The sequence below is a fragment of the Paracoccus spongiarum genome (assembly GCF_030732095.1).
GTDB lineage: Bacteria > Pseudomonadota > Alphaproteobacteria > Rhodobacterales > Rhodobacteraceae > Paracoccus > Paracoccus spongiarum.
On record NZ_JAVAMQ010000011.1, the window covers coordinates 13462 to 37721 of the forward strand.

The 24260-nt window shown below is 70.7% G+C and carries 21 protein-coding genes; 11 read left to right on the forward strand and 10 right to left on the reverse strand.

Going from position 1 to position 24260, the window contains the following annotated elements; genetic code table 11:
- Positions 1–177 precede the first annotated feature (177 nt).
- Together Q5Y72_RS12620 and Q5Y72_RS12625 are read left to right on the forward strand one after the other, a co-directional pair.
- A complete protein-coding gene (locus Q5Y72_RS12620; RefSeq protein WP_371930821.1) occupies positions 178–1890 on the forward strand; it encodes a D-alanyl-D-alanine carboxypeptidase family protein in 1713 nt (570 codons plus the stop codon).
- 183 nt (positions 1891–2073) lie between these two features.
- Positions 2074–3099 carry a LacI family DNA-binding transcriptional regulator gene (locus Q5Y72_RS12625; RefSeq protein WP_305963780.1) on the forward strand — a complete coding sequence of 342 codons (1026 nt, stop codon included), beginning with the start codon at positions 2074–2076 and terminating at the stop codon, positions 3097–3099.
- A gap of 7 nt (positions 3100–3106) precedes the next feature.
- Here Q5Y72_RS12625 and mobA read toward each other — a convergent pair whose 3' ends face one another.
- On the reverse strand, positions 3107–3796 hold the full coding sequence (mobA, locus tag Q5Y72_RS12630; RefSeq protein ID WP_371930822.1) for a molybdenum cofactor guanylyltransferase MobA: 690 nt from the start codon (positions 3794–3796) through the stop codon (positions 3107–3109).
- Positions 3797–3881: 85 nt separating this feature from the next.
- On the opposite strand from mobA, the gene Q5Y72_RS12635 reads away from it, so the two are divergent.
- From Q5Y72_RS12635 to Q5Y72_RS12675, 9 genes are all read left to right on the forward strand, one after another.
- Positions 3882–4568, forward strand: coding sequence for a MotA/TolQ/ExbB proton channel family protein (locus Q5Y72_RS12635; protein WP_305963781.1), 687 nt, complete (start codon positions 3882–3884; stop codon positions 4566–4568).
- Positions 4565–4960, forward strand: coding sequence for an ExbD/TolR family protein (locus Q5Y72_RS12640; protein ID WP_305963782.1), 396 nt, complete (start codon positions 4565–4567; stop codon positions 4958–4960). Before Q5Y72_RS12635 ends, Q5Y72_RS12640 begins: the two co-directional genes overlap by 4 nt.
- A 3-nt stretch (positions 4961–4963) precedes the next feature.
- Positions 4964–5344, forward strand: coding sequence for a biopolymer transporter ExbD (locus Q5Y72_RS12645; protein ID WP_305963783.1), 381 nt, complete (start codon positions 4964–4966; stop codon positions 5342–5344).
- 1 nt (position 5345) lies between these two features.
- Positions 5346–6272, forward strand: coding sequence for a hypothetical protein (locus tag Q5Y72_RS12650; RefSeq protein ID WP_305963784.1), 927 nt, complete (start codon positions 5346–5348; stop codon positions 6270–6272).
- A 65-nt stretch (positions 6273–6337) separates the two neighbouring features.
- Positions 6338–7564, forward strand: coding sequence for a glutathionylspermidine synthase family protein (locus tag Q5Y72_RS12655; protein WP_305963785.1), 1227 nt, complete (start codon positions 6338–6340; stop codon positions 7562–7564).
- A 19-nt stretch (positions 7565–7583) separates the two neighbouring features.
- Complete coding sequence (locus Q5Y72_RS12660) at positions 7584–8168, forward strand: DUF1190 domain-containing protein (protein ID WP_305963786.1); 585 nt, start codon at positions 7584–7586, stop codon at positions 8166–8168.
- A gap of 97 nt (positions 8169–8265) precedes the next feature.
- Complete coding sequence (locus Q5Y72_RS12665) at positions 8266–9384, forward strand: SPFH domain-containing protein (protein ID WP_305963787.1); 1119 nt, start codon at positions 8266–8268, stop codon at positions 9382–9384.
- A 7-nt stretch (positions 9385–9391) separates the two neighbouring features.
- Positions 9392–10669: a TFIIB-type zinc ribbon-containing protein gene (locus tag Q5Y72_RS12670; RefSeq protein WP_305963788.1), complete on the forward strand. Its 1278-nt coding sequence runs from the start codon at positions 9392–9394 to the stop codon at positions 10667–10669.
- 16 nt (positions 10670–10685) lie between these two features.
- Positions 10686–11600, forward strand: coding sequence for a carbohydrate kinase family protein (locus tag Q5Y72_RS12675; RefSeq protein WP_305963789.1), 915 nt, complete (start codon positions 10686–10688; stop codon positions 11598–11600).
- Positions 11601–11660: 60 nt separating this feature from the next.
- Here Q5Y72_RS12675 and hflX read toward each other — a convergent pair whose 3' ends face one another.
- The 9 genes from hflX to dusB form a co-directional block, all read right to left on the reverse strand.
- Positions 11661–12995, reverse strand: a complete 1335-nt coding sequence (hflX, locus tag Q5Y72_RS12680) for a GTPase HflX (RefSeq protein ID WP_305963790.1) — start codon at positions 12993–12995, stop codon at positions 11661–11663.
- On the reverse strand, positions 12996–13229 hold the full coding sequence (gene hfq / locus Q5Y72_RS12685) for an RNA chaperone Hfq (RefSeq protein WP_216032680.1): 234 nt from the start codon (positions 13227–13229) through the stop codon (positions 12996–12998).
- A gap of 120 nt (positions 13230–13349) precedes the next feature.
- Positions 13350–14978 (reverse strand): potassium transporter TrkG, encoded by a 1629-nt coding sequence (locus Q5Y72_RS12690; protein ID WP_305963791.1) that lies wholly within the window; start codon positions 14976–14978, stop codon positions 13350–13352.
- Positions 14979–14988: 10 nt separating this feature from the next.
- Positions 14989–16365: a Trk system potassium transporter TrkA gene (trkA, locus tag Q5Y72_RS12695; RefSeq protein ID WP_305963792.1), complete on the reverse strand. Its 1377-nt coding sequence runs from the start codon at positions 16363–16365 to the stop codon at positions 14989–14991.
- A gap of 515 nt (positions 16366–16880) precedes the next feature.
- Positions 16881–18272, reverse strand: a complete 1392-nt coding sequence (ntrX, locus tag Q5Y72_RS12700) for a nitrogen assimilation response regulator NtrX (RefSeq protein ID WP_305963793.1) — start codon at positions 18270–18272, stop codon at positions 16881–16883.
- Entirely contained in the window at positions 18269–20533 is a 2265-nt protein-coding gene (locus Q5Y72_RS12705) for a sensor histidine kinase NtrY-like (protein WP_305963794.1), read from the reverse strand. The genes ntrX and Q5Y72_RS12705 overlap by 4 nt, the downstream gene beginning before the upstream one ends.
- Positions 20534–20606: 73 nt before the next feature.
- Entirely contained in the window at positions 20607–22058 is a 1452-nt protein-coding gene (locus Q5Y72_RS12710) for a response regulator (protein WP_305963795.1), read from the reverse strand.
- An 11-nt stretch (positions 22059–22069) separates the two neighbouring features.
- A complete protein-coding gene (locus Q5Y72_RS12715; RefSeq protein ID WP_305963796.1) occupies positions 22070–23188 on the reverse strand; it encodes a two-component system sensor histidine kinase NtrB in 1119 nt (372 codons plus the stop codon).
- Positions 23185–24186, reverse strand: a complete 1002-nt coding sequence (dusB, locus tag Q5Y72_RS12720; protein ID WP_305963797.1) for a tRNA dihydrouridine synthase DusB — start codon at positions 24184–24186, stop codon at positions 23185–23187. Before dusB ends, Q5Y72_RS12715 begins: the two co-directional genes overlap by 4 nt.
- Between the last annotated feature and the right edge of the window lie 74 nt (positions 24187–24260).

Below are 24260 nucleotides of genomic sequence, written 5' to 3' on the forward strand. Positions count from 1 at the left end.
AGCCCCGGCCGTCGCGGCGCCGCTCGGCACCCCGCCGGTGGGCGCCGGCCGCGGGCGAGAGGGTGAAATAAGTCAAATGCCCGGTTACATGGGAAAACATCCCGTGCTATTATCGATCCATTAACGACGGGTGTGCGAGAAAAAGACGCGCCCGCACGAGGCAGAGAGACCGCGACAGTGACCAGATTCCTTCTTTCGGCCCGGCTTTGGGCTGCCCTCATGCTGGCCGGCATGGCCCCCGCCAGCCTGTCCGCCGCGCCCTTCGCAGCTTTCGTGATGGATGCGCGCACCGGCCAGCCGATCTACACCCAGAATGCCGACACCAGGCTGCACCCGGCGTCGCTGACGAAGATGATGACGCTGTACATGGCGTTCACGGCGATCGAGCGCGGACAGGTGCGGCTGGATTCCAGGTTCACGGTGTCCAGCAATGCGGCGGCGGAGCCGCCATCCAAGCTGGGCCTGCGCGCCGGCCAGCAGATCGAACTGCGCTACCTGCTGCGCGCGGCGGCCATCAAGTCGGCCAATGACGCGGCGACCACGATCGGCGAGGGGCTGGCCGGGTCCGAGGCTGCGTTCGGCCAGCAGATGACCGCGATGGCCCGCGCCCTGGGCATGCGCAACACCCAGTTCCGCAACGCCCATGGCCTGACACAGGAGGGGCATTATTCCACCGCCCAGGACATGAGCATCCTGGGGCGGCGGCTGTTCTATGATTTCCCCCAATATTACAACCTGTTCTCCCGGCGTTCCGCGGATGCGGGGATCGCGCAGGTATCGTCGACCAACAAGCGGTTCCTCGATGGCTATGCGGGCGCGGACGGCATCAAGACCGGCTATACGCGGGCGGCGGGCTTCAACCTCACGGCGTCGGCGCAGCGCGGCAACAAGCGCCTGATCGCCACGGTCTTCGGCGGCACCTCGACGGCGCAGCGCAACCAGGTGATGGGGCAACTGCTGGATGCGGGCTTCTCCCGCGTGCCCAACCGCGTCCGCGAACAGCGCCCGGCACCGCCGCAGATGCTGGCCCAGAAGGTCGTGCGCCGCGCACAAGTGGCGCCGAAGCCGGTCGCCACGCAGCCGCAGCGGCTGGTGCTGCAATCCTCGGAAGCGCCGGCCCGCGTCACACGCCCGGCCGCCGCGGCCTCGACGGCGGCGGTCGCGACCCGTGACGCGCTGGCCGACGCCATGCGGCAGGCACAGACCGCGCCGCTGTCCGGCAGTGCGCTGCGGCTTGCCAGCAGCGCGCGGCCGCGGCTGCGCCCCGGCGCAGCTCCTGCCGCCGTCGAGGCGGCGGTCCAGCAGGCGGTCGCGGCGGCACCGGCAACCCAGCCGGCACCGGCCACGGCCCGCAGCGCCAGCCTTGCGGCGCCGGTCCTCGCGGCCTCGTCGCGCCCTGCCCCCGCCCCGCGGTCGCGGGCGGCCCCGGGCCGAGGCAGCACCGCGGCGATCGCCGCGACGGCCGACGGTCAGGCCGACGCCATCGCGCAGGCCGTGGCCGAGGCAGGCGCGGCACCGCAGGACGGGGACTCGCTGTCGCTTCTGGCCTCGCCGGCACCCAAGCGGCGGTCTGAAACGGTCATCCTCGCAGCCATGGGCGAGGGCGACATCTCGAACCCGGCGGCGCTGGAGGTGGTGTCGCGCGGCCCGGACAGCGGGCGGAAATGGGGGGTCGTGCTGGGCCGCTATCGCTCGCAGGCCGAGGCGGAAACGCTGTTGCTGCGCGTGGCCCTGCAGGATGGCGCGGTGCTGGAAGGCGCTGGACGTTCGGTCGCCGATACCCGCCGCGGCTTCGAGGCACGCTTCGTCAACCTGTCGAAGGCCGACGCCAATCTGACCTGCGAGCGCATGATGGCGCGGTCGCAGACCTGCCAGGTGACCGGCCCCTGATCGAGACCTTGCATCCGGCTGATCTGACGGGGCGGCGCAGCAACTGCGTCGCCCCTTTTCCGTCGCGGCGGCGCCCTGTTCCGCGCCGCCCGGTCGCGCTGCGGCATTGCGTCGTGGACTCATCGCGGGCATGGATGGGACACGCGGCGGCCACAAGCACCGCGGCAAGCCACGGACCCGCCGATGAACCTGAAGGAATTCGCCCGTCTCGTCGGACTGTCGACGACCACGGTCAGCCGTGCCCTGAACGGGCATCCCGAAGTCAGCGCCCGCACCCGCGCGCGGCTGATCGAGGCCGCGCGCCAGCATGGCTATGCGCCCAACGCGCATGCCCGCTCGCTGGCGAAGGGACACCCGTCGGCGATCGGATGCGTCATCCCGATCTCGGGCCGGAACGAGATCGTGAACCCGATCTACACCGATTTCCTGGCCGGCATCGCCGAGGAATGCGCCCCCCGCAAGTTCGAGATCAACCTGACCGTGGTGCCCGATGACGAGCAGGAGCAGACCTACCGCGCCCTGAAGTCGAAGGGCCTGATCGGCGGCGTCATCGTGCAGTTTCCCCGGCGCGACGACCGCCGCCCGGCCCTGCTGGACGCGATCGGCATGCCCTATGTCGTGCATGGGCGGGTCAGCGACCATCCCGGCGCCTATTCCTGGGTGGACGTGAACAACCAGCGTGCCTTCGAACGTGCGACCGGCTTTCTTCTGCAGCTGGGCCATCGCCGGATCGGCCTGCTGAACGGCGACGAGGCGCTGGATTTCGCCGCGCGGCGGCGCCAGGGCCACCTGAAGGCGCTGACCGAGGCCGGGCAGCCGGTCGACCCCGCCTTGCTGTGCAGCGACGAGATGACCGCAGCCTATGGCTACGCGGCGACGATGCGCCTGCTGTCGGGGCCGCGCCCGCCGACCGCCCTGCTCTGCGCCTCGACCCTGATCGCGGCCGGGGTCGTCCAGGCGCTGGACGAGCGCGGCCTGCATCCGGGCGCCGACCTGTCGGTCGTCAGCTTCGACGACGATCTGTCCTATCTGCGCAATCCGGGCGCCGTCCCGGTGCTGACCGCCATGCGCTCGCCGGTGCGCGAGGCGGGCCGGCGCGCCGCCGCGATGCTGATCGAGCGGATCGAAGGCCGCGATCCGCAGCCGAGGCAGCATCTGATGGAGGCCGAACTGGTCGTCGGCCGCTCGACCGCGCCGCCGCGCGGATGACACCACCTCAGCGCCCCGCCCCCGCCAGCCGCGACGCCTGTTCCAGATCGGCCGGGGTGTTGACGTTGAAGAAGGGATCGATCGGAGCATGATCCCAGACCACCGGAATCGCCGCGTGCCGCAGGGCGAAATCATGCAGCCGCCGACCGCCCGCGACCAGCTGCGCCCGCAGATCCGCGCGCAGGGCCACCGGCCACAGCGCGCAGGTCGGATGGCTGCGCAGGCTGCCGTTGGCAGCGCGGCCGGCCGCCATCGCCGCCTGGATGCCGGGCGCGGACGCGCGCAGACGCGCCACGAGGTCGCCGGGCAGGAAGGGCATGTCGGCCGCCACGCTGACCACCGCCGGCGCGCCAAGCCGGGCGGCCCAGTCCAGGCCCGCAAGGATGCCCGCCAGCGGACCGGGCTGGTCGGGCAGCCCGTCGCCCAGAACGGGCAGCCCGAAACCGGCCAGCCGCGCCGGATCGCCATTGGCGTTGATCGCCACCGGATGCGCCTGCGACCGCAACGCCGCAATCACCCGGGCCAGGATTGCGGTCCCGCCGATGTCCAGCAGGCCCTTGTCGCCGCCGCCCATCCGCCGGGCGCGGCCTCCGGCCAGGATGATGGCAGGCAGTTCGTCCATCCCGCGACTGTCCGACAGCGCGGTGGCCCGCGCAAGCCAAAGCCGCAGCCGGCCCGCGCCCGCATCGCCGCCCACAGGCCGCCCGTTAATCTTGACTTAATTGATCGGAAACAGTAGCGAGACCGGGCGACCACCGCCCGCAACCTGCCGGAGACCTGCCATGACCCCGATTGCCGCATCCCTGGACGCCCTGCCCCTGGTCGGCCTGATCCGCGATGGCGGCTGGACGATGTGGCTGATCGCCGCGCTGTCGGTCGCGACGCTGGCGGTCGTGCTGTGGAAATCGTGGTCGCTGTGGCGGCTTGGGGTCTGGGGTGACAGCCATTCTCGCCGCGCCGTCAGCCTGTGGGCGGCGGGCGAGCGGGCCCGCGCCCTCGACCAGGTGCGTGGCCGTCCCTCGGCCCGCGCCCGCGTCGTGCAGGCGGCCATCGGCACCTCGCTTGACCCGGCCATCGACGACAAGACCGCGCGCGAGGAAACGGCCCGGGTGGCCCGCCAGACGCTGTATCGCGCCCGCGAGGGACTTCGCGCCCTGGAACTGATCGTCACCATCGCCCCGCTGCTGGGGCTTCTGGGCACCGTGCTGGGCATGATCGCGGCCTTTCAGGCGCTGCAGGAATCGGGCAGTCAGGCCGATCCCTCGGCCCTCGCCGGCGGCATCTGGGAGGCGCTGCTGACCACCGCCGCGGGCATGGCGGTGGCGATCCCGGCGGGCATCGCGCTCAGCTGGTTCGAATCGACAGCCGACCGGCTGCAGGCCGATCTCGAGGATCTGGCGACGCGCATCTTCGTCAGGGCCCCCCTGCCCGCACGCGCGCGCCCGCGCCTGTTCGAGGCCGCCGAATGACCGGGAACAGCCTGGATTTCGGTCCGCGCCGGCATCCGCGCCGGATGTCGCTGACGCCGATGATCGACGTGGTCTTCCTGCTGCTGATCTTCTTCATGCTTGCCTCGCGCTTCGGCACCGATGCGGTGCTGCCCGTCGCGGCGGGGGCCGAGGGGCCCGGCACCACTTGGCAGGGCGCGCCGCGGCTGATCGACATCGGGCCGCAATCGCTGGCGCTGAACGGTGTCCCGGTCGCCGCGGCGGACCTGGCTGCGGCGCTGGCGCCGCTGATGCCCGCGCCCGATGCCGCGCTGGTCCTGCGGCCGCGCGACGGCGCGGACCTGCAGCGGCTGGTCGAGGTGATGGACCTGCTGCGGGCCGGGGGCTTCGACACGCTGGTGCTGGTCGAATAGCCGATGCGCATCGACATGCCCCCCCGTCGGCCCCGCGGCGAAAGCATCATCCCGATGATCAATGTCGTGTTCCTGCTGCTGATCTTCTTCCTGCTGACCGCCCGGATCACCCCGCCCGTGCCCTTCGAGGTGACCCCGCCGAAGGGCGCCGCCGAAGAGACCGCCCTGCAACAGGGCGTCCTGCACGTCTCGGCGGCGGGCGATCTGGCCTATGACGCGGCGCGCGGCGAGGCGGTCTGGGCGCTGATCGCCGCGCGGGACGCGGCCCTGCCGCTGGAAATCCGCGCCGATGCCGCGACCCCTGCCGCGCAGGTCGCGGCGCTGCTGCGCAGGCTTGGCACGATCAGCGAGGCCGGGGCGCAGCTGGTCGTCAGCGGAGGCTGAGATGGCATCGGGGCGCCTGTTCGAAACCACGGGCTTCATCCTCATTGCCGCCGCGCTGCATGTCTCGGCTGCGGCGATCATGATTCCCGACCCGACCCGGCAGGGCGATCCGCTGACGGCGCCCGCCGCGCAGGCGAGGCTGGCGGCAGGATCGGCGGATCTGGCCGACCTGGTGGCCGAATGGGACGCGCCGCCGCAGCCCACGCCCGAGGCGGCCGCGCTGGACGCCGCGCCCCTCCCCGAGCCGCCGGCCGAGGCGCCGATCGGGACCGCGATGGCGCCGCCACCCGCGCTGGCCACGCCCGCGCCACTGGCGATGCGCCCGAACCTGCCGCCGCCACCCGAGCCGCAGCGGGAGCCCCAGCCGCGCATACCACCGGACGACCTGCCACCGCTGCACAGCTTCGCCCCGCCGGTGTTCGAGGCCGCGCCACCCCTGCGCCTCGAGGCCTCGGCGCGCCCCGAACCGCGCCCCGCCCGACCCGAGCCGGGGCGCGACACCCGCGCGCGCGAGCCGCAGAGGCCGCGCGCAGAGTCCCCGCGCGATCCCGCGCCGCAGCGCCGGCAGGCAGCTGCCCCCGCACCCCGCGGTCAGGGCGGCCAGGCGGCGCGCAGCGCGTCGGGCGGTGCCGGCGGGCTGAGTTCGTCGCAGCGCGCCAGCCTCCAGGCCCGGTGGCAGGCGCAGATCTCGGCCTGCCTGCTGCGCAGCATCGCGCGCACCTCGGGCGGGTCGGGGCTGCGCGCCACGCTGGTGGTGCAGGTCGGCCGCAATGGCCGGGTACAGGCCGCGCAGGTCACCGGATCGACCGGCAATGCCCGCATCGACCGCGAGATCGCCCGCGGCGCCGGGCGGGCGCGCTGCGCCGCCGCGCCTGCCGGGCTGAGCGAGGGCAGCTATGCCTTTACCCAGCCGATCAGCATCCGCTGATCGGCGCGCCGGGGGCGCCTCGATCCGTCTGGTCGGGGCGCGCAAAGGGCGCTATGGCTGGGCGCATGGACAAGATCAGCCTTCCCGAGCGCCCCGACTGGCGCGAGACCGCCCGCGAGGTCGGCTTTACCTTCGCCGACATGCATGGCGAGCCCTATTGGGAGGAAAGCTCGGCCTATCGCTTCGACCTGCGCCAGATCGAGGACGACATCGAGGACCCCGCGACCGAGTTGCATGCGATGTGCCGCGAGGCGGTCGCCGCGATTACGGCCAGCGAGGCGCTGATCGCGCGCATGGGCATCCCCGAGGCGCATCGCGATCTGGTGGTCGACAGCTGGCGGCGCAACGAGCCCGAGATCTATGGCCGCTTCGACCTGGCCTATGACGGGCGCGGGCCGGCGAAGCTGCTGGAATACAACGCCGATACCCCGACCTCGCTTTACGAAAGCGCGTCCTTTCAGTGGCAATGGCTGGAAGACCAGCTGCAGGCGGGTGTGCTGCCGGAGGGCTCGGACCAGTTCAACGGCATCCACGAGGCGCTTGTGGAACGCTTCGGTGCGCTGTTCGCCAGGGGCACCGACCTGCATTTCACCGCGATCGGCGGCAATCCCGAGGATTATGCCACCGTCGAGGCGATGGGCTGGGCCGCGCGCGAGGCGGGCATGGGCGCGCATTACAGCGATCTCGACAAGATCGGCATCAGCCGTGACGGGCAGTTCGTCGATGCCGAGGACCGGGTGATCGGCACGCCGTTCAAGCTGTATCCCTGGGAGGATCTGCTGGCCGACGACTATGCGCGCCACATCGCCGGCGGGGGCTGCATGTTTCTGGAACCCGCATGGAAGGCGCTGGTGTCGAACAAGGCCATCCTGCCGGTGCTGTGGCAGATGTTCGAGGGCCATCCCAACCTGCTGCCCGCCTATTTCGCCGATGACGTCGCCGACGCGCTGGTGGCCAATGGCCGGCCGGACCGCGCGGTCGCCGCCAGTTTCGACCGCGCGGCCGCGGCGCTGCGGCGGGGGCATGTGGTCAAGCCGATCTTCTCGCGCGAGGGCGCGGGCATCAGCATCGTCGAGGAGGGAACGGTCACCGAGGCCACCGCGCCCGGCGATTACGACCGGCATCCGCGCATCGTGCAGGCCTATCACCCGCTGCCCGAATTCGACGGCTTCCACCCGGTGATCGGCGCCTGGATCGTCGGTGGCAGCTGCGCCGGCATGGGGGTGCGCGAGGACCGCGCACGGATCACGCAGGACCTGTCGCGCTTCAAGCCGCATTTCATTGCGGCCTGAAACGCGCTAAGGAGGGGACATGAGAAGACGATCCAGAACCGTTGCCCTGACCATCCTCGGCGCCGCGTCCTTTACCGTCGCGGGCTGCCGTGAGGAACAGGTGGACGCGCAGGCCTTTCCCGACCTGGCCAGCTGTCAGGCAGCGGTGTCGGATGGCGGTCTGTTCACGGCCGAGCAATGCCAGCAGGCCTTCGCCGAGGCCGAGACCCTGCATGTCGAGGCCGCGCCGCGCTATGACAGCCTGGCCGTCTGCGAGGAACAGCACGGCGCCGGCAATTGCGGCTCGGAGGCCGAGCAGGTCGACAATGGCGGCTCGGGCAGCATCTTCATGCCACTGCTGGCGGGTTACCTGATCGGCAGCATGCTGGGCCGTGCCGGCGGCGGCATGGCCGCGGCGCAGCCGATGTATCGCAACGCCACGGGCGGCTTCACCAATGCCGCCGGCACCAGCAGCTTTTCCAGCAACAGCGGCCGCGGCACGATGGGCGCGCAGCAGTTCACCCGCCCGGCCACGACCGCGGGGCAGGCGCCGATGTCGCGCGCCACCGCTGCCTCGCGCGGGGGCTTCGGCAGCAGCGCGGGAACCCGCTCCAGCGGCGGCTGAGGCCTTTCGCGGCCGCTGTGCCACCTGTTTCCGTTGACAAAACCCGCGTCGCGACCCTGAATGTCGCGCATGGCCCGGTGCAGGAAAGGCACGCGACATGAGCATTCTGGACATTCTCGGCGGCGAGTTCATCGATGTCATCGAATGGACCGACGACAGCCGCGACACGATGGTCTATCGCTATCCGACGGTTGGCAAGGCGATCAAGTATGGCGCCAAGCTGACGGTCCGCGAGGGGCAGGCGGCGGTCTTCATCCACGAGGGCCAGCTTGCCGATGTGTTCGGCCCGGGCCTCTACCTCCTGGAAACCAACAACCTGCCGATCCTGACCCGGCTGCAGCACTGGGATCACGGCTTTCGCAGCCCCTTCAAGTCCGAGATCTACTATGTCAACACGACCCGTTTCAACGACCTGAAATGGGGCACCAAGAACCCGGTCATCGCGCGTGACCCGGAATTCGGCCCGGTCCGCCTGCGCGCCTTCGGCACCTATTCGATGCGCGTCACCGACCCGGCCCGCTTCATGTCCGAGATCGTCGGCACCGACGGCGAATTCACCCGCGACGAAATCAGCTTCCAGATCCGCAACGTGATCGTTCAGGAATTCTCGCGCATGATCGCGGGCGCGGGAATCCCGGTCCTCGACATGGCCGCCAATACCGACCAGCTGGGCCGGATGGTCGCCAAGGCGATCGAGCCGGTGATCGCGCAATACGGCATCTCGATCCCGGAATTCTACATCGAGAACATCAGCCTGCCCGATGCGGTCGAGGCGATGCTGGACAAGCGCACCTCGATGGGGATCATCGGCGACCTGGACCGCTTTGGCCAGTATGCGGCCAGCGAGGCGATGGTGAATGCCAGCCAGAACAGCGGCGGCGCGGGCGCGGGGATGGGCGCCGCGATGGGGGCCGCGATGGGCATGGGCTTGGCCCGCCCCGGTCCCTGGGGCGCCTCGCCGCAGCCTGCGGGCGCCGCGCCCGCGGCGCCGCCCCCCCTGCCCGGCCGGCAGGTCGAGACGGTCTGGCACATCGCCCGCGACGGGCAGCCGCAGGGCCCCTTCGGGCGCGGCCATCTGGGGCGGCTGGCGGCCGAGGGCGGCTTCACCCGCGACACGCTGGTCTGGACGCCCGGCCAGGATGGCTGGCGGCCCGCCGACGAGGTGCCCGAGCTTGCGCAGCTGTTCACGATGATGCCGCCGCCGCTGCCGCGCTGACGCCGGCATGCCCACCGCTCCGACCGAATTCCGCTATCCCTGCGAGAATTGCGGGGCCAGCCTGCGGTTCCAGCCCGGCCAGCAGCAGCTGGTCTGCGACTATTGCGGCCATCAGCAGCAGATCGGCGGCGGTGCCGCCCGCGCACCGGCCCGGCAGGCGCAGGGCGGCGCCGATGGCGAGGCCGCGATCCTCGCCGACCCCTCGACCGGGCGGGCGCTGCAATGGGATGCCGGTCACAAGGCCCCCGACCTTGCCGAGATCCCGCTGCAGGCGGGGCTGCGGCTGGATGCGGGATCCGAGATCGTGGACGAGATCCGCACCCTTTCCTGCCCGAATTGCGGCGCCCGGATCGAGATGACCGGCGACAGCCACGCCACCGCCTGCCCGTTCTGCGCCACGCCGGTCGTCACCGATACCGGCCGGATGCGGCGCATCAAGCCGCAGGCGGTGCTGCCCTTCCTGCTGACCGAGGCGCAGGCCCATGCTGCGATGGAGGACTGGCTGGGCCGGCTGTGGTTCGCGCCCTCGGGCCTTCTGGCCTATGCGCGGCGCGGCCGGAAGATGCGCGGCGTCTATTCGCCCTACTGGACCTTCGACGCCCGCACCCGCTCGGACTATTCCGGCCAGCGGGGCGACGCCTATTACGAGACCGTTCATGTCGTGCGCCGCATCAACGGCCAGAACCAGCGCGTCGCGCAGCAGGTGCGCCGCATCCGCTGGCGCCGGGCGGCGGGTCGCGTGGCGCGCGACTTCAACGACGTGCTGGTGCTGGCCTCGGCCGCCCTGCCGCGGCGCTTCACCGACGGGCTGACGCCGTGGGACATGGCGCATCTGCGTCCCTACCAGCCCGACTACCTGGCGGGATTCGAGGCCGAGGGCTACACGATCCCGCTGGCCGATGGCCACGCAACGGCACGGGCCGAGATGGCCGGCGTGATCCTGAACGATGCCCGCCGCGACATTGGCGGCGACGAACAGCGCGTCGAACAGATCCGCACCGACTACAGTGCCGAGACCTTCAAGCACATCCTGCTGCCGGTCTGGACCGCGGCCTATCGCTACAACGGCAAAAGCTATCGCTTTCTCGTGAACGGCCAGTCGGGCCGTGTGCAGGGCGAACGGCCCTGGTCGGCCTGGAAAATCGCCGCCGCCGTGATCGCGGCGCTGGTAGCGCTAGCGACAATGCTGTATCTGGCTGAGGCGGGCGGCTACGTGCAGCTGGGCAGCGGCCTGACGCTGGACGAGACCGGGTCGGGCGGGGACTATGTGATCCGCGGCTACTAGGCGAGGGGGAAGCCACATGATCCTGTGCGCAGGGGAATCACTGATCGACATGGTGCCCGAGGACGGCGCCTTCCGGCCTCTGGCGGGCGGGGCGGTCTACAACACGACCGTCGCCCTCGGCCGGCTGGGCGAGGCGGTGGCCTATCTGTGGCCGATCAGCCGCGACGTGTTCGGCGAGGTGCTGCTGCGCCCGCTGGCCGAGGCCGGGGTGAACACCGATCTCTGCCCGCGCTCGGACCGGCTCACCACCCTGGCGCTGGTGACGCTGACCGGCGGCGAGGCGCGCTATTCCTTCTATGACGAGGGCTCGGCCGGCCGCATGCTGTCGCCCGACGACATCCCAGAACTGCCGGACGCGGTGGCGGCGATCTTCGCGGGCGGGATCAGCCTTGTTCCCGATCCCTGCGGCGCGGCGATCGAGGCGCTGGTGGCGCGCAATCACGACCGCCTGCCGGTGATGCTGGACCCCAATATCCGGCCCTTCTTCATCAAGGATGCGGAGGCGTTCCGGGCGCGGCTGGACCGGCTGATGCCGCAGGCCGACATCGTCAAGCTGTCCTCTGACGACCTCGAATGGCTGTATCCCGACCTGGACCCCGCGAGCGCCGCCCGCAAGGTGCTGGAGACCGGGCCGCGGATCGTCCTGCAGACCGGCGGCGCGGCGGGCGCCCATGCGCATTGGGCCGGCGGTTCGGTGGCCGCGCCCGCGATCCGCACCACGGTCGCCGACACGATCGGCGCGGGCGACACCTTCAACGCCGGGGTGCTTGCCAGCCTGCGCCGGCAGGGCCTGCTGAGCAAGGCGGGGCTGGCCGCGATCACCGCGGACCAGATCCGCGAGGCGCTGACCCTGGGCGCGCAGGCCGCGGCGATCACCGTCTCGCGGCATGGTGCGAACCCGCCCTGGGCGCACGAGATGCCGACCGGCTGAGCCTGCCGCTCGGGCGCGCCGCAGCGCCGGCCCAGGCCGGCCGGCAGCCCGCGCCCGGCCTCAGCCGTCCGGGTGGTCCAGCGCCTCGAAGCCCGCACGCTGCCGCGCGGTCCAGCGCAGATGCAGGGTCAACCCGTCCTCGCCCGATTCCTCGCGCTCGACCACGCCGGCCTCGTGCAGCCAGGCCCGCCTGCGCCCGTCGGCAAAGGGCAGCGTCACCAGGCCCGCCTCGCGCGGCTCGTCAAGAACCTCGGACAGCCGGGCGTCGATGGCGGAAACCAGATCGTCCAGCCCCTCGCCGGTCAGCGCGCTGACCGCCTGCACGCCTTCGGTCCGGGCATCGGTGCGCCGCAGCGCCGCCCGCGTCTCGGGGCCAAGGGCGTCGATCTTGTTCCAGACCTCGATCAGCGCCACGTCCTCGTCGACCCCGAGACTTTCGAGGATCTCGGCCACGTCGGCCGCCTGTTCCTCGGTCTCGGGGTGGCTGACATCGCGCACATGCAGGATCAAGTCGGCTTCCAGCACCTCTTCCAGCGTCGCGCGGAACGCCGCGACCAGTTCGGTCGGCAGGTCGCTGATGAATCCCACAGTGTCCGACAGGATGATCCGCCGCCCCTGCCCCCCGCCGCCGCCTGCGCCGGGCAGGCGCACCGCCCGCATGGTCGGGTCCAGCGTGGCGAACAGCATGTCCTTGGCCAGCACCTCGGCCCCGGTCAGCCGGTTGAACAGCGTCGATTTGCCCGCGTTGGTATAGCCCACCAGCGCGACGATGGGATAGGGCACCTTGGCCCGCGCGGCGCGGTGCAGCGTGCGGGTCTTGACCACGCGCTCCAGCTGGCGGCGCAGCCGGGTCATCTGTTCGTCGATGGCGCGGCGGTCGGCCTCGATCTGGGTCTCGCCCGGCCCGCCCACGAAGCCAAGCCCGCCACGCTGGCGTTCGAGGTGGGTCCAGGCGCGGACCAGCCGGGTACGCTGGTAGGACAGCGCCGCCAGTTCGACCTGCAACACGCCCTCGCGGGTGCGGGCCCGGTCGGCGAAGATTTCCAGGATCAGCCCCGTGCGGTCCAGCAGCTTGACGTCCCAGTCCTTTTCAAGGTTGCGCTGCTGCACCGGCGTCACCGGTCCGTCGACCAGCACCAGTTCCGCCTCGACCTCGGCCATCCGCGCGCCGATCTCGGCCAGCTTTCCCTTGCCGAACAGCGTGCCGGGATTGGGCTCGCGCAGCCGCGCCACCTCCGAGCCGACGATCTCGATGCCGGGCAGCGCCAGCGCCAGCGCCACGGCCTCGGCCAGGGCGTGTTCGGGCTGGCGGCGCTGCGTGCGCGCGTGGCCCAGATCGGGATGGATCACATAGGCGCGGGTCGGTCTGGCCTCGGTCTCGGTCGGTTCGGCCAATCAGTCCTCGCCTTCGTAAAGCGAGATCGGCTGGCCCGGCATGATCGTGCTGATGGCATGCTTGTAGACCAGCTGCGACTGGCCGTCGCGGCGCAGCAGCACGCAGAAATTGTCGAACCAGGTGATCACGCCCTGCAGCTTGACGCCGTTGATGAGGAAGATCGTCACCGGCACCTTGGCCTTGCGGACATGGTTGAGAAAGGCATCCTGCAAATTCTGCTTGTCGTTGGCCATCTTGGGGGTCCGTTTCTGATCTGTCCCGTTCAGCTTCCACATCTAAGCAGTCGGGGCGGGCCTTGCAAGCAAGACGGGGATTGCGGAAAAGCAAACCGGTTCCGCGACTTCGGCAGCGCCTCAGCGGCGCCAGAACTCGGGCGAGAACAGCGCCAGGATGGCCAGAGTCTCGAGCCGCCCGACGATCATCGCGGCGGCCAGCACCGACTTGGTCAGCACCGGCAGGCCCGACCACCCCTCCCAGGGCGCCGATGCGACGCCTGCCGTGCCTTCGAAGGCCGGGGTCAGCGGGATTGCGGCGGCCAGCGGGCCGGTATTGGTCAGCGCGGCGATGGACAGGATCGTGGCGGTCTCGAACTCGATCTGCTGGATCGAGACGAGCATCACCGTCACCGCGATCGAGATGGCGAACAGCATGAAGAAGATGAAGGCCAGATAGGCGCCCTCGCGGCGCAGCCGCCGGGCGATGCGCCCGCCCCCCGCGACCGAGCTGGGGTGGATGATCCGCTCCATCTCGCGCTCGCCATGCCGGGCCAGCGCATAGACGCGCAGCAGCTTGACCCCGCCCGCCGTCGTCGCCACGCCGCCGCCCATCATCGCCAGTCCTGCGAGGATCAGGCCCGGCGAGGTCAGCCCCGACCAGGCGCGGGCGTCCTGCCAGTCCACCGAGGTCCAGCCGGTCGTCGTCAGATAGCTGAGCGTGTTGAACATGCTGCCCCAGAAGGCCCCGAGGGCCGCGCGCAGGTCCGCAAGGCCCGGCCCGGTCCGGGGATCACCGGGGCCGATCTCGATGGCGCCGAGGAAGTGGCGCGCGAACAGCAGCGCCGTGACCAGCGCGACCAACCCGACCGCCATCTGCAGCTCGGGATCGTCGATCATCCGCTCGGTCGCGCGCAGTTCGCCCCCGCCGGGCCAGAACCGCCGCGACAGCGCAGGGATCAGGAACAGGAAGACGACCATCTCGCCGGCCACCCCCGCGCCCTCGCCGGTCGGCCCCAGCACCGGCGAGATGCCGCTGGTGGCCAGCGTCCCCATGGCACGGCACAGCGCCACCAGGCCGCTGTCGCCCAGCAGCAGCAGGATCAGCCAAAGCGCCAGTGTCAGCCCGCCATAGACCGGCAACACGGTCTGCGCGGCCCGCAGCAGCCGGTTTGCGGGATCGTTCAGCCGGGTGCGGAAGTCGGGCGAGGACAGGTGCGATTGCCGGCTGCGCGGGTCGTCGGACGGCGGCAGGCGCTGGAACTGTTCGTCGCGGCCATAGGGCGAGGACATGATCTCGAAGCCGCCGACCCGCAGCGGCGCAAGGATCGCCGTCGCCGCCACAAGCATGAAGAAGCCACCCATCCAGCCCACCGTCGCCCGCCACAGATGCAGCGGCGCGGGCAGCAGATCCGCCGAATAGAGCGACGCGCCCGTGGTGGTCAGCGAGGACACCATCTCCCACCAGGCGTTGAAGATGCCGGTATCGGGCAGGCTTTCCGAAAACGGCAGCGCCAGCACCAGCGGCAGCACCGCCAGCGCGGACAGCATCCCCAGCAGCGTGCCGCGGGCGCTGGCCTCGCGCGGGTTGGCCATCGTCGCCAGTCCGATCAGCCCCGACAGGATCAGCACCAGCAGCGCCGAATAGAAGAAATGCCGGGCGATCGCCTCGTGGTTGGTGGCCGAGGCATGGGCAGCCGGCAGCAGCATCGCCAGCGCCCCCAGCATCATCAGCTGGATCAGAAGCGGCAGGCGCAGCAGGACGGACACCGGCGCCGCCTCAGAAGAAGTCGATCGAGACCTGCAGAAGGCGCTCGACCTCCGGCACGTCCTTGCTGAGCGCGAAGATCAGCACGATGTCACCCTCTTCGATGCGGGTCTCGGACGAGGGTTTCACGATCCGGTCGCCCTTCTGCACCGCGCCGATCAGCGCGCCTTCGGGAAATTCGATGTCGCGGATCTCGCGTCCCGACATCGGCGAGGTGGACAGCACCTGCGCCTCCATCACCTCGGCCTCGGCATCGCCGATCGAATAGATGTCGCGCACCCGTCCGTGGCGGATGTGGCGCAGGATGGTCGAAACGGTCGTGGCGCGGGGGTTGATGTAGGCGTCGATGTCCAGCGCGCCCATCAGCGGCACCAGCGTCGGATCGTTGATCAGCGAGATGGCCATCTTCGCGCCCGCCTGCTTGGCGCGCACGGCGGCAAGGATGTTGGTCTTGTCGTCGTCGGTGACCGCCAGCACGGCGTCGGCGGTGGGCACCGCGGCCTCGTCCAGCAACTCGGCCGACAGCCCGTCTCCGTTCAGCACGATGGTCCGCTCCAGCCGGTCGGCGGCGAATTCTGCGCGGGCGCGGTCGCGTTCGATCAGCTTGGCGCGGATCCGGTCGGCCCGCGCCTCCAGCGCCTGCGCCACGGCAAGGCCGACATTGCCGGCGCCGATGATCGCCACGCGTTCCTGCTTTTGCGGCGGCTTGCCAAAGATTTCCAGCGTGCGCGGCACATCCTCGGCATGGCTGAAGACATAGATCTGGTCGCCCTCGAACAGCTGGTCGCCCGCCTCGGGCGCGAACAGCCGGCCGGCGCGGCGCACCCCGGCGACGATGGCGCGCAGGCTGGAAAAGATCTCGTTCAGCTGCCGCAGCGGCGTGTTCAGCGCCGGGCAATCCTCTTCCAGCACGATCCCCAGCAGCTGGATGCGGCCGCGCAGGAAGGTCTCGACATCGAAGGTCGAGGGCGCCGACAGGCGTTGCAGCGCGGCCTTGGCGACCTCGCGTTCGGGGCTGATGACCACGTCGATGGGCAGGTGGTCGGTGCGGTAGAGATCGGAATAGATCGCGTCCAGATAGGCGCTGCTGCGCAGCCGGGCGATCTTGCGCGGCACCTGGAACACGGAATGGGCCACCTGGCAGGTGACCATGTTCACCTCGTCGGAATGGGTGGCGGCGATGATCAGGTCGGCGTCGCGGGCGCCGGCGCGGTCCAGCACGTCGGGATGGCTGGCAAAGCCCGTCACGCCCTGCACGTCCAGCGCATCGGTGGCGCGGCGGACCAGTTCGGCGTTGTTGTCGATCACGGTGACGTCGTTGCGTTCGCCCGACAGATGCCGCGCGATCTGCCAGCCGACCTGCCCCGCCCCGCAGATGATGACCTTCATGCCAGTCCTCGCCTCTCTTGCGGGCAACCGCCCAGGCCCTTGCCTATGCCGGGGCCGAGGGCGGCGCAACTGTCCTTGACTGCCGCTGGCGCAACGGCCCGCGACCCGTCCGGCGATTGCAACCATGAATTGCAGAATTTAGCAGCCCGGCACTTGATGCGCGAGCCGTTCCTTGTTAGACTTAAGTCGTAGAGGGCCGCGCCGCAGCCCGTTCTTGACCCCGCGGCGCCCCTGCTGACACGACGACATCCGCCCGGAAGACCTCCGGGCGGCACCGAACGAACCAGTTGACAGAACGGAGATGGAGTATGCCGACCTTGCCGGCCCCGGTTTCGTCTGCTCCCGTGGCCAAGGGCTCGTGTCGCATGAAGTTTGTTTCCCCCGAACGGCCGTCGCCAGTCACACTGGATCGGGCGTGGTCGGCGGTGATGGCCTGGCAGCGCACCGCCGACCCCGTTCACCCCGTTGACCCTGCGGGTCGCCGGCGCCATCGGACGGCTGCCTGACCGGTCGCCTCAGGCGCCGCCGATCAGCTCCTCCTCGCCGCGCACGCCGCCGACCACGCCCAGCGATTTCAGCTTGCGGTGCAGGGCGCTGCGTTCCATGCCCACGAATTGCGCGGTGCGGCTGATATTGCCGCCAAAGCGGTTGATCTGCGCCAGCAGGTATTCGCGCTCGAACATCTCGCGCGCCTCGCGCAGCGCCATCGCCGTCACCTGCGGCCCAAGGCTCAGCGCGTCGCTGTTGTCGGGCGTGGCGCCCTGCGGCTCCAGCTCGGCCGGCTGGATCGGCCCGGCCTCCTCGGCCAGGATCAGCACCCGCTCGATCACGTTGCGCAGCTGGCGGATGTTGCCCGGCCAGCGCATCGCCTGCAGCGCGGCCACGGTTTCCTCGGGCAGTTCGCGCGCGGGCAGGCCCTGCTGGCTGTTGAACTGGGCGATGAACTGGCGGGCCAGCAGGGCGATGTCGTCGCGCCGTTCCGCCAGCGAGGGCACCGCCACCGGCACCACGTTCAGCCGGTCGAACAATTCCTGCCGGAAGCGCCCGGCGGCGATCTCGGAGGGCAGGTCGCGGTTGCTGGACGAGATCACGCGCAGATCGACGCGCACCCGGTCGGACCCGCCGGCGCGCGCGAACTGCTGTTCGGTCAGCACCCGCAGGATCTTGGGCTGGGTGCCCAGGGGCATGTCGCCCACCTCGTCGAAATAGATCACCCCGCCATGCGCCTGTTCCAGCAGCCCGGGCTCGATGCCGCGCTCGGGGCTTTCGCGGCCGAACAGCACCTCTTCCATGCGCTCGGGTTCGATGCTGGCGCAGGGGACGGTGACGAAGGGCGCCGAGGCCCGTGCGCTGTGGGCGTGGACATAGCGCGCGGCCAGTTCCTTGCCCGCCCCCGGCTCGCCCGACAGCATCACCCGGCCGTTCGACTTGGCCACCTTGTCCAGATTGTCGCGCAGCCGCCGGAACGCCGCGGACTGGCCCAGCATCTCGGTCGCCCGGTCGCCGCCGCGCCGCAGGCTGCTGTTCTCGCGGCGCAGCCGGCTGGTTTCCAGCGCCCGGTTCACCACCACCATCAGCTGGTCGATGTTGAAGGGCTTCTCGATGAAGTCATAGGCGCCCTGCCGGATCGCGGCGACCGCGATCTCGATGTTGCCGTGGCCCGAGATGATGATCACCGGCACGTCCGGGTTGTTGCGCTTGACCAGCTTGAGGATGTCGATGCCGTCCATGCGGCTGTCCTTCAGCCAGATGTCGAGGATCATCAGCGCCGGTTCGCGGTCGTTCAGCGCGGCCACCGCCTCGTCGGAATGGGCGGCCAGCCGCGTCTCGTGGCCCTCGTCCTTCAGGATGTCCGCGATCAGTTCGCGGATGTCGCGTTCGTCATCGACGATCAGAATGTCACTCATGTCGCTCCCGCCTCGTCTTTTTCATGCCTGTGTTTGCGTTGCGCCCCGCGCACGGGCTGGCGTTCCCGTGGCAGGCGGATCTCGGCCATCGCGCCGTCGCGCGCCGGCGCATCGGTCAGGATCAGGCTGCCGCCATGCTCCTCGACGATCTTCTTGACGATCGGCAGCCCCAGCCCGGTGCCCTGCGCCTTCAACGTCACATAGGGTTCGAACAGGCGCGACCGGTCGGCCGGCAGGCCGGGGCCGTTGTCGATGATGCGGATGGTCACCGCGTCATGTTCGGCCAGCATCTCGACCGCGACATGGGCCACCCAGCCCGCGGGCGCCGAGGCCGCGCGGTCCTCGACCGCCTCGCCGGCGTTCTTCAGAAGGTTGGTGAAGGCCTGCCGCAACATGCCCGCATCGCAGTCCACGATCACCGGCTCGTCGGGGATGCGCGCGTGCAGGGCACCCTTCAGCGCATCGCGCTGCAACAGCACCACCTCGCGCAGGACGCCGGCCAGATCGATCTCGGCGCGGTCGGGTTCGGGCATCCGGGCAAAGCGGCTGAACTCGTCGACGATCCGGCGCAGGTCGTTGGTCTGGCGGATGATGACATCGACATACTGATCCAGCGACGCCCGGTCGTCCGGGCCGGCCAGCGGACCGAACTTGCGCCGCAGCCGTTCGGCCGACAGCTGGATCGGGGTCAGCGGGTTCTTGATCTCGTGCGCGACGCGGCGCGCCACGTCACCCCATGCGGCCATGCGCTGCGCGCTGACCAGTTCGGTCACGTCATCGAAGGCGACCACATAGCCCTCGAGCCCGCCATCGGTGCCGCGCCTGACCGCCATCCGCACCAGCAGGCTTTCGATCCGCCCCTCGCGCGACAGCCGCACCTCGTCCTGCACCGCCTCGGCGACCGATGCCGACAACCGGTCGAAGAGCGGCGCGAATTCCGGCACCGCCTCGGACAGCAGCGCGTCGATGTCGCGCTTTGGGTCAAGGCCCAGAAGCCGCGTGGCCGAGCGGTTCACGAAGTCGATCTCGCCCGCCGGATCGAGGCCGATCACGCCCGAGGTGACCGAGGTCAGCACATTGTCGAACAGCCGGCGCTGTTCGTCGCCGGCGCGATAGCTTTCGACCAGCTCCTCGCGCTGCGCCTTCAGCTGGCGGGTCATGCGGTTGAAGCTTTCGCCCAGGGTCTGGATCTCGTCTCCGGTGTCTGGCTCGGGCACCTGCACGTCCAGATCGCCGCGGCCGACCTGCTCGGAAGCCAGCGCCAGCGCCCCGATGGGCCGCGACAGGCGGCTGGCGAACCACAGCCCCAGCCAGATCGCCGCCGCCACCAGCAGCAGCGCAAAGCCCAGATAGACCAGCGAGAATTCGAACAGCACCTGCCCGCGCGTCTGTTCCAGCCGGCGGTAATCGCCCACGGTCGCGCGGGTGTCGTCCAGCAGGCCCAGCAGGTTGCCGTCCACGTCGCGCGTCACGTAAAGATAGCGATCGGCCAGCGGCGGCAGCGCGACAAGCGCGCGGAATTCGTCGTTCTGCCAGTCCTCGACCAGCACCAGCCCCTCGGCCTGCGCCTGGTCCAGCTGCGTGCTGGTGGGGGCCTCGTACCAGAACAGATAGCTGCGATCGCCCCGGGCCCTGATCTGGCCCGCGCCGCTGATGACATAGGCCTCGCGCAGGCCGCGCTGGATCAGCGCCTGCCCCTGCACCAGAAGCTGGCGCATCTCGCCGTCCTCGATCATCGGATTGGCGCGGCCGGCCTGGGTCAGGATGCCGGCCAGGGCGCGGGCGTCCTCGGTCAGGTCGCGGCGATGTTCCTCCTGATAGGCTTCGGCGGCGGCCTGCGAGGTGGTGACCACCTGCTGCACCCGATCCGAGAACCAGCCCTCGAGGCCGATGTTGACCAGCAGGCCCGCAAACAGCGCCACCAGCACGGTCGGCACCAACGCGAGGCCCGCGAACACCATCACCAGCCGCGCATGCAGCCGCGATCCGGCGGCCGAGGCCCGGCGCGCGGTGATCAGCCGCGCCATTCGCGCCAGGACCAGGCCGAGAAGGCAGATGAGATAGAGAAGATCCAGCATCAGGATCAGCCGCAGCACGCGGCTTGGCACGCCGGGGCTGAACGGCCCCAGCACCGCGATGGTCGCCACCACCAGGACCGCACCCAGCAGCAGCGCACCCCAGGCAAGCACGCCGCGCGACTGTCGCGGCAACCTGATCCGTGCCAGCCTGTCCCAGCTCAGCCCTGATGCGGACTCTGCCATTTCCCCCACTCGCCGTCTGACGCGGCTTGAATGTTGCAGGGCCGTGACGCTGGCCCTGCCATCTGTGGCGGTTTTACATCAGTTTGCGGCGCCGTGTCACCTCGATATTCAGCTCGGTCAGCTTCTTGCGCAGGGTATTGCGATTAATTCCCAGCAGATCGGCGCAACGCAGCTGATTTCCGCCGGTGGCGTCCAGCGCGACCTGCAGCAGCGGGCGTTCGACTTCGCGCAGGATGCGGTCGTAGAGGCCCGGCGGCGGCAGCGCCTCTCCATGCAGGTCGAAATAGCGCTGCAGATGCGCCTCGACCGCATCGGACAGCCGCGACGCTCCGCTGGCGAAGGGCATCGCGGCGCCGGGCACCGCCGGCTCGGGCGCGGGCGCAGCGACCGAGGCCATCGCGGGCGGGCGCGGCGCGCTCTGCTGGCTCAGCGTCTCGCGCATCTCGGCGGCCGTGATCGCCGGCCCGCTTGCGGTCAGCGCCAGGCGGCGCATGGTGTTCTCGAGTTCGCGCACATTGCCGGGAAAGGGATGGGCGCGCAGGATCGCGGCGGCCTCGTCCGACAGGCTGCGATCGGGCAGGCCCTGCGCCGCGGCCCGCGCCAGCAGATGCGCGGCCAGCGGCAGGATGTCGTCGACCCGCGCCCGCAGCGGCGGCACCGCCACGGTCACCCCGGCCAGCCGGTAGTACAGGTCCGAGCGCAGCCGCCCCGACGCGACATCGGCCTGCGGATCGGGGCCGGTGGTGGCCACGATGCGCGGCGCGCTCGCGCGGTCGGGGCCGGCCTCCATCGACTCGATCAGCCCGATCAGCCGGGCCTGCGCGGCGGCGTCGAAGCCTGCGGGGTTCTCGATCAGGATGGTGCCGGCCCGCGCCTTCTCGGCGGCGCGGCCCACGGAATCCTCGGCCGCATCGGCCGCCGTCAGGATCGCCAGACCCCGGTCGCGCCGGTCCGAGAGGTCGTGGAACGACCGCGCGATGGTCGTCTTGCCGACCCCCGCCTCGCCGGCGATGATCACCGGCAGATCGGCGTTCAGCACCCGCGCGACCATGCGGAACAGCGCCTGCATGGCCGGCGCATGGCCGATCAGCGGCATCGTCGGGTCGGCGCTTTCGCGCGGCGTCGGAATCGGCTCGCCGGCGCCGGCATCCGAGCGGCGCGGGCGACGCGACAGGGCCTGTCCGGCCTTGCTCATCAGGTCGGGCAGGTCGAAGGGCTTGGGCAGGTATTCGAAGGCCTCGGCCTCGGTGGCGCGGATCGCGGTGACGATGGTGTTCTGCGCCGAGATCACGATCACGGGCAGGTCGGGGCGCGCCTCGCGGATCGCGGGGATGCGGTCGATGCCGTTGCCATCGGGCATCATCACGTCGGTGATCACCAGATCGCCCCGGCCCTCCTCGACCCATTTGGTCAGCTGGGCAAGGCTGCCGGTCGCGTGGACCCGGCAGCCGGCGCGGGTCAGCGCCTGGGTCAGCACCGTGCGGATGGTGCGGTCGTCATCGGCGATCAGAACGGTTCCGTCCATGGCGTCGGTCCTTATGCCTTGGGCAATGAGATGCGAAAGCTGGTGCGCCCGGGGCGGCTTTCCACCCGCAGCAGCGCGCCGTGATCGGTGATGATCTTGCTGACCAGCGCGAGGCCCAGCCCGGTGCCGTTCTCGCGGCCAGACACGAAGGGCTCGAAGATCTGGTCGGCGATGGCGGCGGGAAGGCCGGGGCCGTTGTCCTCGATGGCGATCTGCAAGGGCAGCGGCCGGCCGGCGGGATCGGCCTCGTCGGGCGGCAGCCGCAGGGTGTGGTCATAGAAGCTGTGCAGCCGGATGGTGGCGACCTCGGTGCCGGCCAGCGCCTCGGCGGCGTTCTTGACGAGGTTGAGGCAGACTTGCGTCAGCTGGTCCGCATCGGCCAGTGCCGGCGGCAGCGAGGGGTCGTAATCGGCCACCAGCGTGATGCGCCGCGCAAAGCCGACCGCGGCCGAGCGGCGCACCCGCTCCAGCACGTCATGCACATTGACCGGCGCCAGCCGCGGCGCCGAGGTGTCGCCAAAGCGTTCGACCTGATCCAGCAGCGCAACGATGCGGCGCGATTCGCTGACAATCATCTCGGCCATCTCGCGATCCTCGGGGGTCGCGTTCATCGCCATCAGCTGGGCCGCGCCGCGGATTCCGGCCAGCGGGTTCTTGATCTCGTGGGCCAGCATCTCGGCCATCCCGATGGCGCTGCGCGCGGCGGTGCGCACCGCGCGGCTGTGATATTGCAGCCCGGCATCGGTCAGCGGCACCAGCACGAAGCTGACCGCCCCGCCCGCGGCGCCCGCCGGACCCGCATGGATGGCGGCGCGGCGTTCCTCGTGGCCGCCCGCGCGATCGTCGATCTCGAACCGGACCTCGCCCTGATACAGCGCCTCGCCGCTGGCCATCACCCGGCCCAGAAGTGGCCGCAGCGCCGGGAAGATGCGCAGCCGCTTGGACATCGACTCGCCGTCGATGGCCTTGCCGAAGGTCGAGTTGCGCGAGATGTTCAGCCAGACCTCGGCCGCGTCGTTCAGCGCCGCGACCCGGCCCTTGGCGTCCAGGATCAGCGCCGGCAGCGGGATCGCGTTCCAGCCGGGGCCCGGCTCTGCCTCGCGGAAATCGGACGGCCTCGGGCAGGTCATGCGGCGATCTCCCCGGCCTCGGCGAAGGCCAGCCGGATCAGCGCCCGCGTGGCGGCCTGGCTGTCGGCGCGCAGCATCTCGGCGCGCAGGGGTGCGCCATTCGCCTCGGCATACCAGCCCAGATGCTTGCGGGCCACGCGCAGGCCCAGATCGCTGCCATAGAAGCCCAGCATGTCGTCGTAATGCGCCTCGACCGCATCGGCCAGCGCCGCGCCGCACGGGATCGCGGGCGCCGCGCAGCCCCACAGCTGATGCGCGATCTGCGCCAGCCGCCACGGCGCCCCCTGCGCGCCGCGCCCGACCATCACCGCCTCGGCGCCCGATTCCGCCAGCGCCGCCCGCGCCGTCGCCGCATCGACGACATCGCCATTGGCGACAAGGGGTGGACGCCCCGGCAGGTTGGCCACCCCGGCGATCCGCGACCAGTCGGCGCGGCCCTTGTAGAATTGCGCGCGGGTGCGGCCATGCACCGTCAGCATCCGCACGCCGGCATCTGTGGCGCGGCGGGCCAGGTCGGCGGCGTTCAGGCAGGTCTCGTCCCAGCCCAGCCGCATCTTCAGCGTGACCGGCACCGCGACCGCGCCGACCACCGCGTCGATCAGGCTCAGCGCGTGGTCCAGATCGCGCATCAGCGCCGCGCCCGACAGCCCGCCGGTGACCTTCTTGGCCGGGCAGCCCATGTTGATGTCGATGATCGCGGCGCCCATCGCCTCGACGATGCGCGCCGTCTCGGCCATCGGGCCCGCCTCGCGCCCGGCGATCTGGACCGAGACCGGCAGCCCGCCCTCGGTCAGCGCCTTCGCGCGCACCGATGCGCGGGTCGAGGGGCGCTGTGTCACCATCTCGGACGAGGCGACCATCTCGCTGACCATCAGCCCGGCGCCGTGGCGGGCGACGGCGCGGCGGAACGGCAGGTCGGTGATGCCGGCCATCGGCGCCAGAAACACCGGCGGCCCCAGCCGCGTCCTGCCCAAGATGATCGGTTCCGGCAATTGCATGTTTTGTTCCTCACCCCTGCCCGCGGCCCCCGCAAGGATCGGCCTGTGCGGGTGCCACCGGCCGCGATGCACCC